Source organism: Priestia sp. RMT2NF4, from assembly GCF_047872835.1.
In the GTDB taxonomy this organism is placed as follows: domain Bacteria; phylum Bacillota; class Bacilli; order Bacillales; family Bacillaceae_H; genus Priestia; species Priestia zanthoxyli.
Genome location: NZ_JBLQZO010000003.1, coordinates 286,759 through 301,167 on the forward strand (window position 1 = coordinate 286,759; position 14,409 = coordinate 301,167).

Sequence of the window (14,409 nt, forward strand, 5' to 3'; positions counted from 1 at the left end):
ACCATTTACATGTAAACATGGTAATTTAGTAAAGTTGAGTTTCACAAATGGTAAAAATGTGTATTTACTAAGTACATAGATTCTTATTTTTGGAAAAATATTTAAAAAGGAGTTTCTTAGATGAAAAAAATAATGAATACCGGCTTAGCACTATCATTCGCTCTATTGCTTTCGGCATGTGGGATGCCGTCTTCAGAGGAATTAACGGGTGACGTGAAAGAAGCACAAGAAAAGGTGAAAAATGTTCAAGTGAAAGTCAATGGGAAAGAAGAAGGATCGTCTGATTACAAAGTCAACGGAGTACAAGAGTTTGATTTTAAAAGTAAAGCAGGTTACATTAACACAAAAATGAACGGCGAAGAATTGAAGATGTATCATGACGGTAATGAAACGTTAGCTGTGGCTGGAGAAGAAAGCACAAAAGTACAGGGAGAAGAAAAAAAGTACGTTAAGGCTTTAATTAATAACGCTAGGGAGCTTCAACAAAATCCAATACGCTACTACCAAAAATATGATAAAAATCTTCCAAATGAATTTGACGTCACCGAAAAAGGCAAAGAGTATGTATTAACATTTAACGGAGACAAAGACAAAAAGCAAAAAATTGTAGCAGGTGATGCTAAAGCTTATTATAAAATAACAAATCAAGGCAGCGATACTGCTGTAGACCTTGACCAAATTAAAGGAAAAGATTTTTCGCTTATTGTGACAATTGATAAAGAAACGAAGCAAATAAAGAAAGTAGTAAAAAATCAGTCGTATTCAGTTAAAGTAGACGGAAAAACAGAAAACTCAAAGTCTAAGCAAACGTATACGTATACATATAACCAATTAGACAATGTAACAAAACCAAAAGTGGAAGCAAAAGCGGCTGCTGCTTCTAATGGTAGCAGCACCGAAACGCCAAGTAAAGAAAAGCAGGCTGCCTATGCCAAGGAAGCGGGACAATACGTGGATGCTTTAATTCAAGCCACTGTTTATCAAAATACAGATCAATTTGTTGCTAAACATCCGAATCAGCAAGATAAGAAACAGGTAAAAGAAAAAGGGGAGTTCCAAAAGAGTTCGTTTGTAGAGTTTTTTGAAACGAATTTTAAAGGGGCTTTATCATCATTGAGCTCAAATATAACCGATGAGCAGTTAAACGAAGTAAGCAGCGCTTTTCTAAAAGCTCTTTCATCTACAAAATATACCATTAAAGATGCAGCGTATAGTGCTGAAGATGGTGCGTACGTCGTACAAGTCGAAATTCAAGGATTTAACGATGCAAGTGTATTAGCGGAAGTCATGACACCACTTGCAGAAAAATATCAGGCGGGTGAGCTGAGTAACGAGCAGTTAGTAAACGAACTTATTGACGGAGTAGCAAAACGCTATCGTGAGCCAGTTGAATTACTTCCGGCAAAAACAGTCCCTGTACACGTCGTAAGAAATGGTGAAAAAGATTACGAAGTTTTAATGCAAGATGAGTATCTGTTAACATTTGCTCAACAATCATAAATAGACATAAAAAAGGATTTCAGCTATATGCCTGAAATCTTTTTTTATTTTATTTTTTAAAATATAATTTTAAAAAATAAAATAAATTATTGAAATTATATTTTAAACGAATTATAATAACCATAACTTCACTACATGATGAAAAAGGAGCCGAAAAGATGAATGAACAGCTTACGTTATTAACAACAGAGTCTCAAAACGAGCAGACCATGAAGATAGATACGGCTAGTACAAAAGAAATTTTAAACGTAATGAATAAAGAAGATCAAAAAGTGGCGCTGGCTGTGCAAGAGGTACTTCCAGACGTAGAGGTAGCAGTTGAGTTTGTAAGCGAATCGTTTCAAAAGGAAGGGCGGCTTATTTATGTCGGAGCAGGAACAAGCGGACGGCTGGGAGTATTGGATGCTGTTGAATGCCCGCCTACTTTCAGTACCAATCCCAATCAGGTACAGGGACTAATGGCTGGAGGAGAAAAAGCATTTGTGAAAGCAGTTGAAGGTGCAGAAGATAAAGAAGAATTGGGAGCAGCAGATTTACAAAAAATACATTTAAATGAACGAGACACAGTCATTGGAATTGCTGCAAGCGGACGTACGCCTTATGTGATTGGTGCATTGAAATATGCAAAATCTGTAAAAGCTAAAACAGTGGCGCTGTCTTGCAATGGTAATTCACTTATTGGAAAAGAAGCAGATCATAGCATCGAGGTAGTAGTAGGTCCAGAAGTGCTAACAGGTTCCACAAGGTTAAAAGCAGCAAGCGCTCATAAAATGATTCTCAACATGATTTCTACCGCGGCCATGATTAAAGTAGGAAAAGCATATGAAAATTTAATGATAGATGTTCATGTGAGTAATGAAAAGCTTAAGGAACGAGCGATAGGTATTATTTGTAAAATTACAGGTGTTTCTTACGAGCGAGCAAGTCAAACGCTTGAAGAAGCAAATAATGAGGTAAAAACAGCAGTGGTTATGATCAAAACAAATGAAAATTACGACACCGCAAAGATGTTACTGAATAATGCGGGGGGGTATGTGAGAAAAGCGATTGAACATTACGTATAAAGGAGAGAAACGATGTCAACAGGCGGATTAACAATGATTAAAAACACGGTGGCTAAGCTTCCAGATTCGGAGCGGAAAATTGCTGAATATATTTTAAACAACCCGCATACTGTGTTAAACAGTACGGCTGGGGAACTAGGAAGACTAGCGAATGCGAGCAGTGCTGCTGTTATTCGTTTGTGTAAATCTATCGGGGTTAGCGGCTTTCAAGAATTAAAGGTTAGAGTAGCCGGTGATTTAGCTAAAGATACAGAACAAGGATACCGTGATATTGAAACAAATGAAACAATTCAATCTATTGTCAAAAAAACGGCAAGCAACAGCATTCAAAGTCTAAGTGATACGGCTGAGCTTGTGAATTATAAAGAAGTAGAGCGGGCTGTTTTGGCGCTGATTGGAGCAAAAAACATTCATTTTTTCGGAATTGGTGCTTCACATATTATTGCTATAGATGCGCAGCAAAAATTTCTTCGAATTAATAAAAATGCGACGGCTTTTGCGGATAGCCATTTAGCAGCTACACTCATCGCAAATGCAAGTAAAGACGATGTAGTTGTGGGTATTTCTTTTTCAGGAGAGACTCCTGAAGTAAGCAACGTCTTATCTTTAGCTAAAAATCGCGGAGTAAAGACGATTAGCTTAACTAAGTACGGACAGTCTACCGTTTCGTCTTTAGCAGATATTTGTTTGTATACGTCTTATTCTCAAGAAGCGCCGTTTCGAAGCGCAGCAACATCGTCTCGTTTAGCCCAGCTTTATGTGATTGATGTTTTATTTTTAAGTATTGCAGCGCAGCAGTACGACCAGACGATTGAGTATATTGACAAAACAAGAGATGCCATTCAGTTTTTGAAAGATAAGAAATAAAAAAAGAAAACGATTACAAAAAGGGGATTTTGTGGTCTGTTTCCTCAGTGGCGTATCCATCTAAGAGGAAAATACAAAGGGGGATTAACATGTCTTTAGATAATCATCAATTAGCAAAGGCTGTTTTGGAGATGCTTGGGGGAGCATCCAATATTGAAGCGTATACGCATTGTATGACGCGGCTGCGTGTGACTATAAAAGATGATTCAATTGTTAAAAAGGCAGATATACGAAAACTTGAAGGCGTGCTCGGATTAGTGGAAGAAGAAACGCTGCAAATCATTATTGGGCCGGGCAAAGTGAACAAAGTAACAGAAGAATTTGGAAAGTTAATTGATGAATCCGGCGGTATTAACTTAGAAGATCGTGCAGCACAGCGGAAATCGGAGCTGAAAGAAAAAAATGCAACTCCGTTTAAGCTGTTGCTTCGCCGAATTGCAAGTATTTTTATTCCGTTGATACCTGCTCTTGTAGCATCTGGACTTATTACCGGAGTGACAAAAGCAGCTGTGCAGGCGAAGTGGCTTCCGGCAGATTCACAGATTGCTATTCTTTTAACTGTTATCGGAAGCGGTTTATTTGCCTATCTGGGTATTTTAGTAGGTATTAATGCAGCAAAAGAATTTGGTGGTTCGCCAGCTCTAGGAGGCTTAGCGGGCATTTTAGTCATTAATCCTGCCGTAGCTGATATTAAACTTTTTGGTGAAGCACTTTTGCCGGGGCGTGGGGGCTTAATAGGAGTGCTGCTTGCAGCAATCTTTATGGCCGTGTTAGAAAAACGAGTACGTAAATTTGTCCCACAGTCACTGGATATTATTATTACACCAACCGTTACGGTGTTAATTACAGGAATTATTACGTATGTGGTATTCATGCCAATCGGCGGCTTCATTTCAGATGGAATCACAAAAGGTCTTTTAGGAGTTTTAGAGGTTGGAGGAGTTGTAGCAGGCTTTGTTTTAGGGGCAACGTTTTTGCCGCTCGTTATTACAGGACTGCATCAAGGTCTTACTCCGGTTCATTTAGAGCTTATTAATTCGATTGGAGATGATCCGCTTCTTCCTATACTAGCAATGGGCGGAGCCGGTCAGGTTGGTGCAGCTTTTGCTATTTATATCAAAACAAAGAAAAAACGCTTAAAGCGAGCAATTGGAGGCGCACTTCCTTCAGGGCTGCTGGGAATCGGAGAGCCGCTTATTTTTGGAGTCACACTTCCTTTAGGGCGTCCATTTTTAACCGCTTGTCTTGGAGCTGGAATCGGTGGAGCGTTTCAGGCGCACTTCCATATTGCAACTGTAGCAGTGGGAGTATCGGGTTTGCCGCTTACGTTTTTAGTTCATGCGCATCAAATTCTTCTTTATTTACTTGGATTAGTTATTGCTTACGCAGCAGGCTTTATTTGTACCTATTTCTTTGGATTTAACGATGAAATGGCGAGGGAGTTTGAATGATTGGCATTTCGTTTTATTTGAACGATAGAGATGCCAAACAAAGATTAGTAGAAGCGAGTGAATGCGGCGTTACACGCGCATTCACTTCACTTCACATTCCAGAGGAAAAAGGAGATTTGGCTGAACGGGCAAAAGAATTGCTTCATGTGGCTAGAGATTGTGGAATAAGCGTGTATGCAGATGTATCTAAGCATACACCGGTTCATTTAGGTATCGAAAGCCTTATGACTCTATCTTCACTTGGCGTATCAGGTATTAGACTAGACGATGGCTTTAGCGTAGAAGAAACGATTTTACTTGCGGATGAGTTTTATATTGCCCTTAATGCAAGTACAGTGTCAAAACTAGAAATAGAAGCGCTATTATCTGCAGGCCTTCATCATCATCAGCTGCTTGCTTGGCATAATTTTTATCCGCGGCCTGAAACAGGGCTTGAAGAAACGTTTTTTCAACAGCAAACAGATTTATTTAATGAACTTCGTATTCCAGTTTGTGCTTATATTCCTGGAGAAAGCGAAAAGAGAGGACCTATTTATCAAGGACTTCCTACTAGAGAAAAAGACCGTAATAAATGTCCTTTTACCTCTGCAGTAGATTTATACGGATGCGGAGTAACGGAGGTTTATATTGGAGATCCATACGCCAGTTCAAATCTATTAAAACGTTTAGTTCAATATCAAGAAAACCGCATTATTCCGCTACGCATTCGTTCACCTCATATACAGGGAACGTACAGCGTGCGTCCGGATGTATCAAGAGACATTCTGCGTTTGGTTGATACACGATCTGTAGAACCAGTGCTGCCATTTCATACAGTAGAACGCAGAATCGGAGCAATTACAATGGACAATGATGGCTACGGACGTTACAGAGGAGAGGTTCAAATAGCTAAAAGGAATTTGTCTGCAAATGCTAATGTGAATGTGATTGGGTATGTAATAGAAGAAGATCACGAGCTGCTTTCATTAGTGAGACCGGGACAAAAGCTTAAGCTTATCAATGTCTAAAAGGAAAAATGGATTCATCATCGAATCCATTTTTTTATTTAAGCGGAAGAAAAAAGAATTGTCAAACTAAAATGAAAGCGTTATACTGAGTTTAGTAAAACGTTAAACTAAAAATGGAGATGGTCATCTGGTTACAATTAAAGATATTGCAAAAGCAGCAGATGTTTCAATTACGACTGCCTCCCTCATTTTAAACAACAAACCGGGAGCAAGCAGAATTTCTGAAGCTACTAAACTGCGTGTAATTGCAGCTTCAAAAAAATTAGGCTATATCCCCAATATGTCTGCGCGTAACTTGCGGGGACAAGACAAATCAGCGCAGCTAACAATTGCTCTTATTTGGCCAATTGATACGCGCGTATCGTTAGTGGGACGCATTCTTACAGGTATTCAAAACTACATAGCTTCATTAAAAAGCGGCCCTACTATTAAATTATTAGTCGAAACGTTTCAAAATGAAGAAGGTATTTCCTCTGTAAAAGGTCTTCAAACATCTTCATATTTTAACGGAGCGATTATTGCGAATACAACGGCAGCTGATGAGGCTTATATTCACCGATCTAAACCTGGTGTTCCGATTGTTTTATTTAATCGTGTATCATCTATATACTCTGTTATACAATCCAAAAATTATGAAGCGGGCCAAGCGGTAGCAGATCATTTTATTCGTAATAATCATCAACATATCAGTATTTTAGTTCCAGACGTGTCTTCACAGGCTTTAGAAGCAGGAGTAAAAGGCGTAACAGATAGAATTGAACAGACTGATGTTACGTATTGTCACCATTACTGTTCATATACAGAACAAGGTGGGTATGACAGCATCAAACAGCTTATTGAACAAGGAAAAGTTCCAACCGCTGTGATTTGTTTGAGTGATCATGTTGCATTAGGAGCTCTTTCTGCTCTTAATGACTACGGCATCTCTGTGCCAGCTGATTGTGAAGTGATGGGATTTGATAACCAAGAGTTCTCTAAATTTACTAACCCAAAACTTTCGACTGTCAATTTGCCGGTAGAAAAAATGGCCTATTGTGCAGGAGAGCTTTTAGTTAAAACAATTTCTGATCCATATGGGGATGTGGACCAACAGATATTTGATTTGGAAATTATTCATCGTAATACAACGAGAATCAAATAAAAAGCAATGCCATTCATGAGGTCTCTTTAAAAAGAGACCGATTTACAAAAATATAAGAGCAAGCTTTTTATTTTTTATTAGTAAAACGTTGTACTAAAACGTTTTACTAAATATAGAGTAATTCACTACTAACAAAGGGGAGAAGGAAATGAAACATTTATACGGAGTTACAACAGCAATGGTTACACCGTTTACTAAAACGGGTGAAGTAGATTTAGAGAAAGTAGTAAATTTAACAGAGTTTTTAATTTCAAAAGGAGTGCACTGCTTGTATCCGCTTGGTACAACGGGCGAGATGCTTCGTCTATCTGTCAAAGAAAGAAAGCAAGTTGCAGAAACAGTAGTGAAACAAGCGGCTAATCGTGTAACCGTATTCATACATGTAGGAGCTATGAATGAAGAAGATACAATTGAGCTTGCAAAACATGCCTATGAAATTGGCGCCGACGGTATCGGAGTAGTTACGCCTATGTTCTTTGGAGCAAACGATAACGAACTAGAAACGTATTTTATAAAAGTAGCAAACAGTGTCCCGAATGATTTTCCCGTATATTTATATAATATTCCTCAGTGTTCAAGCAATGATTTAACGGCAGAGGTAGCTCAAAAAGTGGCAGATTCATGCAAGAATGTAATTGGTATTAAATATAGCTACCCTGACTATTTACGCGTAAATGATTATTTAAATATTAACGATGGAAACTTTTCTGTTCTTCCCGGAACCGATCGTTTATTTTTAGCAGCTCTGTCTATGGGATGTGAAGGAGTTGTCTCCGGTGTATCGGGCGTTTATCCCGAGCCTTTTGTAGAGACTTATAATGCCTTTAAAGCGAATGATTTAGAAAAAGCGAGAAAGATGCAAAAAGTTGCTATTCAATATTGTGAAGCTCTTTTAAACGGAAGCAACATGTCTTATTTTAAAGAAGCATTAAAATTGAGAGGCATTGATGTTGGTGGCATGAGATCTCCTCAAATAGATTTAACAGAAGAAGAAGTCAAAGAATTAGATGATAAACTAAATAGCATTCGTCCAAAGAGCAGTGTTTAATAATTGGTTCATGTTCTGAATAAACTCATGCATTTCTAGTGAACAGGGCTGTTTGATAATAAGCAAACAGCTCATTCACTATAACGATTAAGGTTATGGAGGGATATTCTATGGCGGTTACATCTAAATTAAATGAAAGCGTTAACAAAGATTTAGGTCCTGTAAAGCAAGATGTAAAAAAGACGAATATACGCTGGTGGCTTATTATTGTATTGCTAATTGGAGCAGTTGTTAACTATTTAGACCGCTCTAATTTAAGCATCGCTAATACCACGATTGCCAAAGAGTTTGGGCTGTCTTCTACACAAATGGGTCTTTTGCTTTCAGCTTTTCTCTGGCCATATGCCTTAGCAAATCTACCAGCAGGCTGGCTGGTTGACAAATACGGGCCGAAAAAAATGTTTGCATGGGCATCAGGCCTATGGTCTGTGGCAACGGTAGCAAGTGCATTTACTAACACGTATTCTGCTCTTTATGCCATGAGAATGCTTCTTGGTGTATCGGAGTCTCCTTTTTTTACTTCAGGAATTAAAGTGACGGAAAGATGGTTTAAAAAAGAAGAGCGCGGCCTTCCTACTTCGATTATTAATACAGGGTCTCAAATTGCTAATGCGATTGCTCCGCCACTTCTAACGGTACTGCTTTTAACAATGAGTTGGAGAGGAATGTTTGTTGTTATAGGAGCAGCAGGCTTTATTGTGATGTTTGTTTGGCTAAAGATATACCGAGATCCGGATTATGTTGCCAATAAAGTGAAAGCTGTCCCTAAAGAAGAAATAAAAATCAGTCATACCTCACAAGCAAAATGGTCACAGCTGTTTAAATATAAAAGCACATGGTTTATGATTATCGGGAATTTCGGAATTATGTTTACGATATGGGTTTATTTAACTTGGCTTCCTAGCTACTTAGAAACAGAGCGCGGTTTTAGCCTAAAACAAACGGGCTGGATTGCTGCTATTCCGTTTCTAGCAGGAATCATAGGAGTGTTGCTTGGTGGTGTAATTTCAGATAGATTTATTCGAAAAGGAATTAATGCAGTAACGGCAAGAAAAATACCAATTGTAGGCGGGGCAATCTTAGCCGCAGCATCGGTAGCACCCGTTCCTTTTATTGATAATGCAGCCTTAAGTATTGTCTTATTGTCGATTGGCTACTTCGCGTCACAGCTGCCATCAGGCGTCATTTGGACTCTAGCGGCGGATATTGCACCAAAGGAACAAGTTGCTTCACTCGGCGCTATTCAGAACTTCGGTGGATTTCTAGGAGCGGCAATGGCTCCTATCGTAACAGGGTTTATATTAGATGCAACGGGAACTTTTACGGCGGTTTTCCTGTTAGGAGCAGGACTGCTTTTAATTGGTGCTATTAGTTATGGCGTATTTTTAAAGAAGCCAATAGCTAACTAGTAATGTCACAAAAACAAAGAGCACACACTGCATGAAAAAGGTGTGTGCTTTTTCTTTTACTACTAAAAAGGAAACTATTTTCATTACCATATCATGAACCTTTCTATTGAATAAAACGCTTTACTATGATAAAACTATTACAGGTAAACATATGATAATAGATTAATTTCATAGAGATACAACACCACTAGGGGTGCTTTCGAAGCTGAGAGAGACGATAAGTCTTAACCCTTATAACCTGAACTAGGTAATACTAGCGTAGGAAAGAGGTATTGTAATGGATGTTTTGTATGGGATTTCCTTACGAACTCGTTATAATAATTTTGTGTACATAAACAAAAACACTTCTTTCCTGCGAAAGAAGTGTTTTTTTATGCGTAAAGGAAGGTGTCATACATGAAAGAAACAATTGATTTGCTTGTCAAACAGGTAGAGGAGCGCAAAGGAGAGTTAATCCAGTTATTAACAACGCTTGTTTCGTATAAAACGCCAGCGCCTCCTGCACGAAATTCTCATGAAGCGCAGCTGTACGTAGCGGATTTTCTTAAAAACTGCGGTTTTTCCATTGATATGTGGGACTTATATTCTAACGACCCTATCGTAGTGGGAACGTTAAAAGGACAAAAATCGGCTGACTATCAAAGCTTGATTATTAACGGCCATATGGATGTTGCTGAGGTACAAGAAAATGAAAATTGGGAAACCAATCCGTTTGAAGCTGTTGTGAAAGACAATATGATAATTGGACGCGGAGTTGCTGATATGAAAGGCGGTTTGGCGGGAGCATTATTTGCTGTGCAGCTTTTAACAGAAGCAGGAATCGAGCTGCCAGGAGACTTGATTTTTGAATCCGTTGTAGGAGAAGAAGTAGGAGAGGCAGGTACGCTGCAATGCTGTCAGAAAGGGTATACAGCTGATTTTGCGCTTGTAGTCGATACAAGTGATTTACATATTCAAGGTCAAGGCGGAGTGATCACGGGATGGATTACGATAAAAAGCAGTAAAACCTATCATGACGGTACACGCCGAAGTATGATTCATGCTGGAGGAGGGCTGTTAGCCGCAAGCGCTATTGAAAAGATGGCAAAAGTGATCGGAGGGCTACAAGAATTGGAGCGTCACTGGGCTGTTACAAAGAGCTATCCAGGATTTTTGCCAGGGACAAATACGATTAATCCAGCAGTAATCGAAGGCGGAAGACATGCTGCTTTTATTGCAGATGAATGCAGGCTGTGGATCACCGTTCACTATTATCCTAATGAATCGTACGACCAAGTATCAAAAGAAGTGGAAAAATATATTATAGCTATTGCAAAAGCAGATCCATGGTTAAAAGATAATCTGCCAACCTTTGAATGGGGAGGCACATCAATGATTGAAGACAGAGGAGAAATCTTTCCGTCATTAGAAATTGATGAAAATCATGCAGGAGTGCAGCTGCTTGCAAATACTCATGAACAAATGGAAGGGAAAAAGCCTCCAATTGATGTGTCAACTAGCGTAACAGACGGGGGATGGCTAGCTGATGCGGGAATTCCCGCCGCTATTTACGGTCCGGGAAATTTAGCAAATGCACATGCTGTGAACGAACAATTAGATATTAATCAGCTTGTTCAATATACAAAAGTGATAGTGCAGTTCATTTATACGTGGCTGCATACGCATAAGGAGTGATCATCATGAAATTTAGTGAACGATTATACGAAAAGCTGCAGCCTATTTGGCGTCAAAATCATAATCATCCCTTCGTACAGGGGATGGGAGATGGAACGCTTGAAAAGGAGAAGTTTCGCTTCTACATGATTCAAGATTACCTTTACCTAATTGATTATGCCAAATTATTTGCGATTGGAGCCATGAAAGCTACCGATCTTCAAACGATGGGGAAATTTGCAGCCCTTTTAGATTCTACATTAAACGAAGAAATGAGTCTGCACCGTGAGTATGCCAAGAAATTTGAAATCAGCGAAAAAGAATTAGAAAAAGCGCAGCCATCTCCTACAACGCTTGCATACACGCACTATATGCTGCACGTTGGTCAAAGTGGAACATTAGCTGAATTAGTAGCCGCTCTTTTGCCTTGTATGTGGAGCTACTGGGAAATAGGAAAAGAACTTAGTGAAAAGCCTGGAGCTAACAATGAGTTTTACCGTGAGTGGATTGAAATGTACAGCTCAGAAGAATTTGGAGAACTGGCGACATGGTGTATCAATTTATTTGACTCACTTACTGAAGATAAATCAGAAGTGGAATTAGAAAAGCTTGAAGAAATTTTCTTGAATACGACGCGTTTTGAGTATATGTTCTGGGATATGGCTTATAACGAAGCGATGTGGCCAATTCATGAATAGGTCTGTGTTATCTTTTCAAAACGTCAGTTTTACGTACAAGAACGGTGATCAAGCGATTTTAAAATCATTAAACTTAGACGTGAAAGAAGGCGAGTTTGTCAGTATCGTTGGAGCGAGCGGCTCTGGGAAAAGTACGTTGTTTCGTCTCATTACAGGTCTTGAACAGCAGAGTGAAGGCGATATCGTGATTAACGGAAAGTCTTATGAAAAGCGACTAGGAAAAGTAGGCTATATGCCGCAGCAAGATTTGCTGCTTCCGTGGCGTACGATTCTAGACAATGCAGCACTGCCTCTTGAGCTTCACAATGTATCAAAAGCAAGTGCTCATAAGCAAGTGTCTCAGCTGCTTGAAGAGTTTGGCCTAAAAGGGTATGAAAACCGTTTTCCAAGTGATTTATCCGGAGGGATGAAGCAGCGCGTTTCTTTTCTTCGGACGGTATTAAGCGGTTCTAACGTGCTGCTTTTAGATGAGCCTTTTAGTGCACTTGATGCAATCACACGTTTATCGATGCAGGAATGGCTGCTTGACCAATGGCAAAAGCGTAAGCATAGCATCTTATTTATCACTCATGACGTCAATGAAGCGCTTTTTTTATCAGATCGCATTTTTATCTTTTCAGACAAGCCAGTAAGTTGTCTTGAAGAAATTCAAGTGCCGCTTAGCAGACCTCGAACGCAAAAAGATCTGAATCAACAGCGAGTGCTTGATGTGAAAGATTATTTAATTGAACAGCTAAGATCGAAGGTGAACACATGAAAAAGTACGGGGCTTCAGTGATTTTAGTAGTCATTTTGATGGCTGCTTGGGAAATTGGAGCACGCATTGTAAACTATCCGTTTATTTTACCAACGCCCAGCGGTATTTTAACGAAGCTTTGGGAGCTGCGAATGGATTTATTGTTTAAGCATTTACCAGCTACGTTATCTATTGTCGTAATTGGGCTTGTAATATCCGTTGTGCTAGGGGTTCTGCTAGCTGTGTGGATGAATTGGAGTCCGCTTATTGAGCGTGCTTTTTATCCGCTTATTATTGCGTCACAAATGATTCCGACCATTGCCATTGCTCCTGTATTTGTGCTGTGGTTTGGCTACTCCATTTGGAGCAAAGTGATTGTGACCGTATTAATTACGTTTTTTCCCATTACCGTTAGCACATTTGACGGGCTTCGTTCTACAAACAAAGAGTTAAAAGAACTCATGTTAACGATGGGAGCAACAAAAAAAGATATTTTCTTTAAGTTGAACATTCCTTCTGCACTGCCTCATTTTTATTCGGGACTCAAAGTAGCGGTTACCTTTAGTATAATAGGTGCTGCCATTGGGGAATGGTTGGGTGCGCAAGCAGGCTTAGGATATTTCAGTCGTCGCATGATGACACAGTTTGATGCAGCTGGTGTATTTGCACCAATTGTGATTTTATCCGCGCTCGGTATTTTATTTTTTATTATTGTAGTAGGTTTCGAAAAACGTTCATTAAAGTGGAGGAAAACAGAATGAAAAAATGGTTTGCGATTAGCTTAAGCCTGCTGCTTGTTTTGATGCTCGCTGCTTGCGGTCAGGACAAGGAAAATAAAGCTGGTGACAGTAAAAAATTAAAAGACGTTACAATTATGCTTGATTGGTATCCAAATGCAGTGCACAGCTTCATTTACGCTGCACAAGAAAAAGGATATTTCAAAAAAGAAGGGCTGAATGTAAAAGTACAATTTCCTGCTAATCCAACAGACTCGCTTAATTTAGCAGCTGCAGGGAAAGTCACGCTTGGCCTTTACTATCAGCCTGATGTAGCAATGGCACGAGCAAATGAAGATGTGCCGGTAAAGTCGGTAGGAGCGATTGTAAGATCTCCGCTAAACCGGGTTGTGGCATTGAAAGATAGCGGTATTAAGCGTCCTAAAGATTTAGAAGGAAAAGTAGTAGGATACAGCGGAACACCATTAAGTGAATCTGTTCTAAAGAAAATGGTGAAAAGCGATGGAGGAGATCCGAATAAAGTAAAACTAGTAGACGTAGGGTTTGAGTTAAATTCATCGCTGATTAGCAAAAAAGTAGATGCTGTAATAGGTGCGTATATTAACCACGAAGTACCATTGCTTCACAAAAAAGGATACAAAACGGTTGACATTGATCCGTCAGATTACGGCGTGCCATCTTATTACGAGCTAGTGGCCGTTACAGGGGATCAAACGTGGGCAAAAGATGCTGATACGATTAAAGCGTTTTGGCGTGCCGCGACAAAAGGGTATGAATACACGGAGAAACATCCAAAAGAATCACTTCAAATTTTGTTAGATAATCAAGATAAATCAAACTTCCCGCTTGAAAAAGATGTGGAAACAAAAAGTTTGAATATCTTACTTCCAAAAATGAAGTCTGAACAAGGATTCGGCAGTCAAACGAAAGAATCATGGCAATCAAATGTTAACTGGTTAAAAGAGTCAGGGTTAATTAAGAAAAAGCCAAATGTAGATGAGATGTTTGAGAATATTGGGGAATCTCAGTAAATAATTTAAGACGAATTTAAAAAAACCTCCTTATACTGAACGTAACTTTCTGAAAGAGAAAGTGAAA

The 14,409-nt window shown here is 39.2% G+C and carries 13 protein-coding genes, 1 pseudogene and 1 riboswitch; all 14 genes and pseudogenes read left to right on the forward strand.

From position 1 onward, the window contains the following. The first annotated feature begins 120 nt into the window (after positions 1-120). A complete protein-coding gene (locus ACMX9J_RS14965) occupies positions 121-1,500 on the forward strand; it encodes a DUF6612 family protein (protein ID WP_165635504.1) in 1,380 nt (459 codons plus the stop codon). 158 nt (positions 1,501-1,658) lie between these two features. Next, positions 1,659-2,564, forward strand: coding sequence for an N-acetylmuramic acid 6-phosphate etherase (gene murQ / locus ACMX9J_RS14970; protein WP_028412145.1), 906 nt, complete (start codon positions 1,659-1,661; stop codon positions 2,562-2,564). A 12-nt stretch (positions 2,565-2,576) separates the two neighbouring features. Then, complete coding sequence (locus ACMX9J_RS14975; RefSeq protein ID WP_416225916.1) at positions 2,577-3,431, forward strand: MurR/RpiR family transcriptional regulator; 855 nt, start codon at positions 2,577-2,579, stop codon at positions 3,429-3,431. Between the two features lie 89 nt (positions 3,432-3,520). Beyond that, positions 3,521-4,882, forward strand: a complete 1,362-nt coding sequence (locus ACMX9J_RS14980) for a PTS transporter subunit EIIC (protein ID WP_033578151.1) — start codon at positions 3,521-3,523, stop codon at positions 4,880-4,882. Beyond that, complete coding sequence (locus ACMX9J_RS14985; protein ID WP_416225917.1) at positions 4,879-5,889, forward strand: MupG family TIM beta-alpha barrel fold protein; 1,011 nt, start codon at positions 4,879-4,881, stop codon at positions 5,887-5,889. The genes ACMX9J_RS14980 and ACMX9J_RS14985 overlap by 4 nt, the downstream gene beginning before the upstream one ends. Before the next feature lie 145 nt (positions 5,890-6,034). After that, positions 6,035-6,157: pseudogene (locus tag ACMX9J_RS14990) on the forward strand (LacI family DNA-binding transcriptional regulator); the annotation flags it as partial. Between the two features lie 12 nt (positions 6,158-6,169). Next, complete coding sequence (locus ACMX9J_RS14995) at positions 6,170-7,030, forward strand: LacI family DNA-binding transcriptional regulator (RefSeq protein ID WP_028412149.1); 861 nt, start codon at positions 6,170-6,172, stop codon at positions 7,028-7,030. 148 nt (positions 7,031-7,178) lie between these two features. Continuing rightward, a complete protein-coding gene (locus ACMX9J_RS15000) occupies positions 7,179-8,078 on the forward strand; it encodes a dihydrodipicolinate synthase family protein (protein WP_416225918.1) in 900 nt (299 codons plus the stop codon). Positions 8,079-8,188: 110 nt separating this feature from the next. Continuing rightward, entirely contained in the window at positions 8,189-9,487 is a 1,299-nt protein-coding gene (locus ACMX9J_RS15005) for an MFS transporter (protein WP_028412151.1), read from the forward strand. Between the two features lie 179 nt (positions 9,488-9,666). Then, positions 9,667-9,769: riboswitch (TPP riboswitch) on the forward strand. A gap of 114 nt (positions 9,770-9,883) precedes the next feature. Beyond that, positions 9,884-11,161 (forward strand): acetylornithine deacetylase, encoded by a 1,278-nt coding sequence (locus tag ACMX9J_RS15010; RefSeq protein ID WP_416225919.1) that lies wholly within the window; start codon positions 9,884-9,886, stop codon positions 11,159-11,161. A 5-nt stretch (positions 11,162-11,166) separates the two neighbouring features. Then, entirely contained in the window at positions 11,167-11,838 is a 672-nt protein-coding gene (tenA, locus tag ACMX9J_RS15015; RefSeq protein WP_028412153.1) for a thiaminase II, read from the forward strand. After that, positions 11,831-12,595: an ABC transporter ATP-binding protein gene (locus ACMX9J_RS15020; RefSeq protein ID WP_028412154.1), complete on the forward strand. Its 765-nt coding sequence runs from the start codon at positions 11,831-11,833 to the stop codon at positions 12,593-12,595. The genes tenA and ACMX9J_RS15020 overlap by 8 nt, the downstream gene beginning before the upstream one ends. Continuing rightward, positions 12,592-13,335, forward strand: a complete 744-nt coding sequence (locus ACMX9J_RS15025; protein ID WP_367032955.1) for an ABC transporter permease — start codon at positions 12,592-12,594, stop codon at positions 13,333-13,335. Before ACMX9J_RS15020 ends, ACMX9J_RS15025 begins: the two co-directional genes overlap by 4 nt. Beyond that, entirely contained in the window at positions 13,332-14,342 is a 1,011-nt protein-coding gene (locus ACMX9J_RS15030; RefSeq protein ID WP_154991693.1) for an ABC transporter substrate-binding protein, read from the forward strand. Before ACMX9J_RS15025 ends, ACMX9J_RS15030 begins: the two co-directional genes overlap by 4 nt. Positions 14,343-14,409: the final 67 nt, after the last annotated feature.

Excerpts from the sequence above, each read along its gene's own strand:
- ACMX9J_RS15010 (WP_416225919.1), top strand. The coding sequence starts at position 9,884 with ATGAAAGAAACAATTGATTTGCTTGTCAAACAGGTAGAGGAGCGCAAA.
- ACMX9J_RS14980 (WP_033578151.1), top strand. The coding sequence starts at position 3,521 with ATGTCTTTAGATAATCATCAATTAGCAAAGGCTGTTTTGGAGATGCTT.
- ACMX9J_RS14985 (WP_416225917.1), top strand. The coding sequence starts at position 4,879 with ATGATTGGCATTTCGTTTTATTTGAACGATAGAGATGCCAAACAAAGA.
- murQ (WP_028412145.1), top strand. The coding sequence starts at position 1,659 with ATGAATGAACAGCTTACGTTATTAACAACAGAGTCTCAAAACGAGCAG.
- tenA (WP_028412153.1), top strand. The coding sequence starts at position 11,167 with ATGAAATTTAGTGAACGATTATACGAAAAGCTGCAGCCTATTTGGCGT.
- ACMX9J_RS15025 (WP_367032955.1), top strand. The coding sequence starts at position 12,592 with ATGAAAAAGTACGGGGCTTCAGTGATTTTAGTAGTCATTTTGATGGCT.
- ACMX9J_RS15005 (WP_028412151.1), top strand. The coding sequence starts at position 8,189 with ATGGCGGTTACATCTAAATTAAATGAAAGCGTTAACAAAGATTTAGGT.
- ACMX9J_RS14995 (WP_028412149.1), top strand. The coding sequence starts at position 6,170 with ATGTCTGCGCGTAACTTGCGGGGACAAGACAAATCAGCGCAGCTAACA.
- ACMX9J_RS15000 (WP_416225918.1), top strand. The coding sequence starts at position 7,179 with ATGAAACATTTATACGGAGTTACAACAGCAATGGTTACACCGTTTACT.
- ACMX9J_RS15020 (WP_028412154.1), top strand. The coding sequence starts at position 11,831 with ATGAATAGGTCTGTGTTATCTTTTCAAAACGTCAGTTTTACGTACAAG.
- ACMX9J_RS14965 (WP_165635504.1), top strand. The coding sequence starts at position 121 with ATGAAAAAAATAATGAATACCGGCTTAGCACTATCATTCGCTCTATTG.
- ACMX9J_RS15030 (WP_154991693.1), top strand. The coding sequence starts at position 13,332 with ATGAAAAAATGGTTTGCGATTAGCTTAAGCCTGCTGCTTGTTTTGATG.
- ACMX9J_RS14975 (WP_416225916.1), top strand. The coding sequence starts at position 2,577 with ATGTCAACAGGCGGATTAACAATGATTAAAAACACGGTGGCTAAGCTT.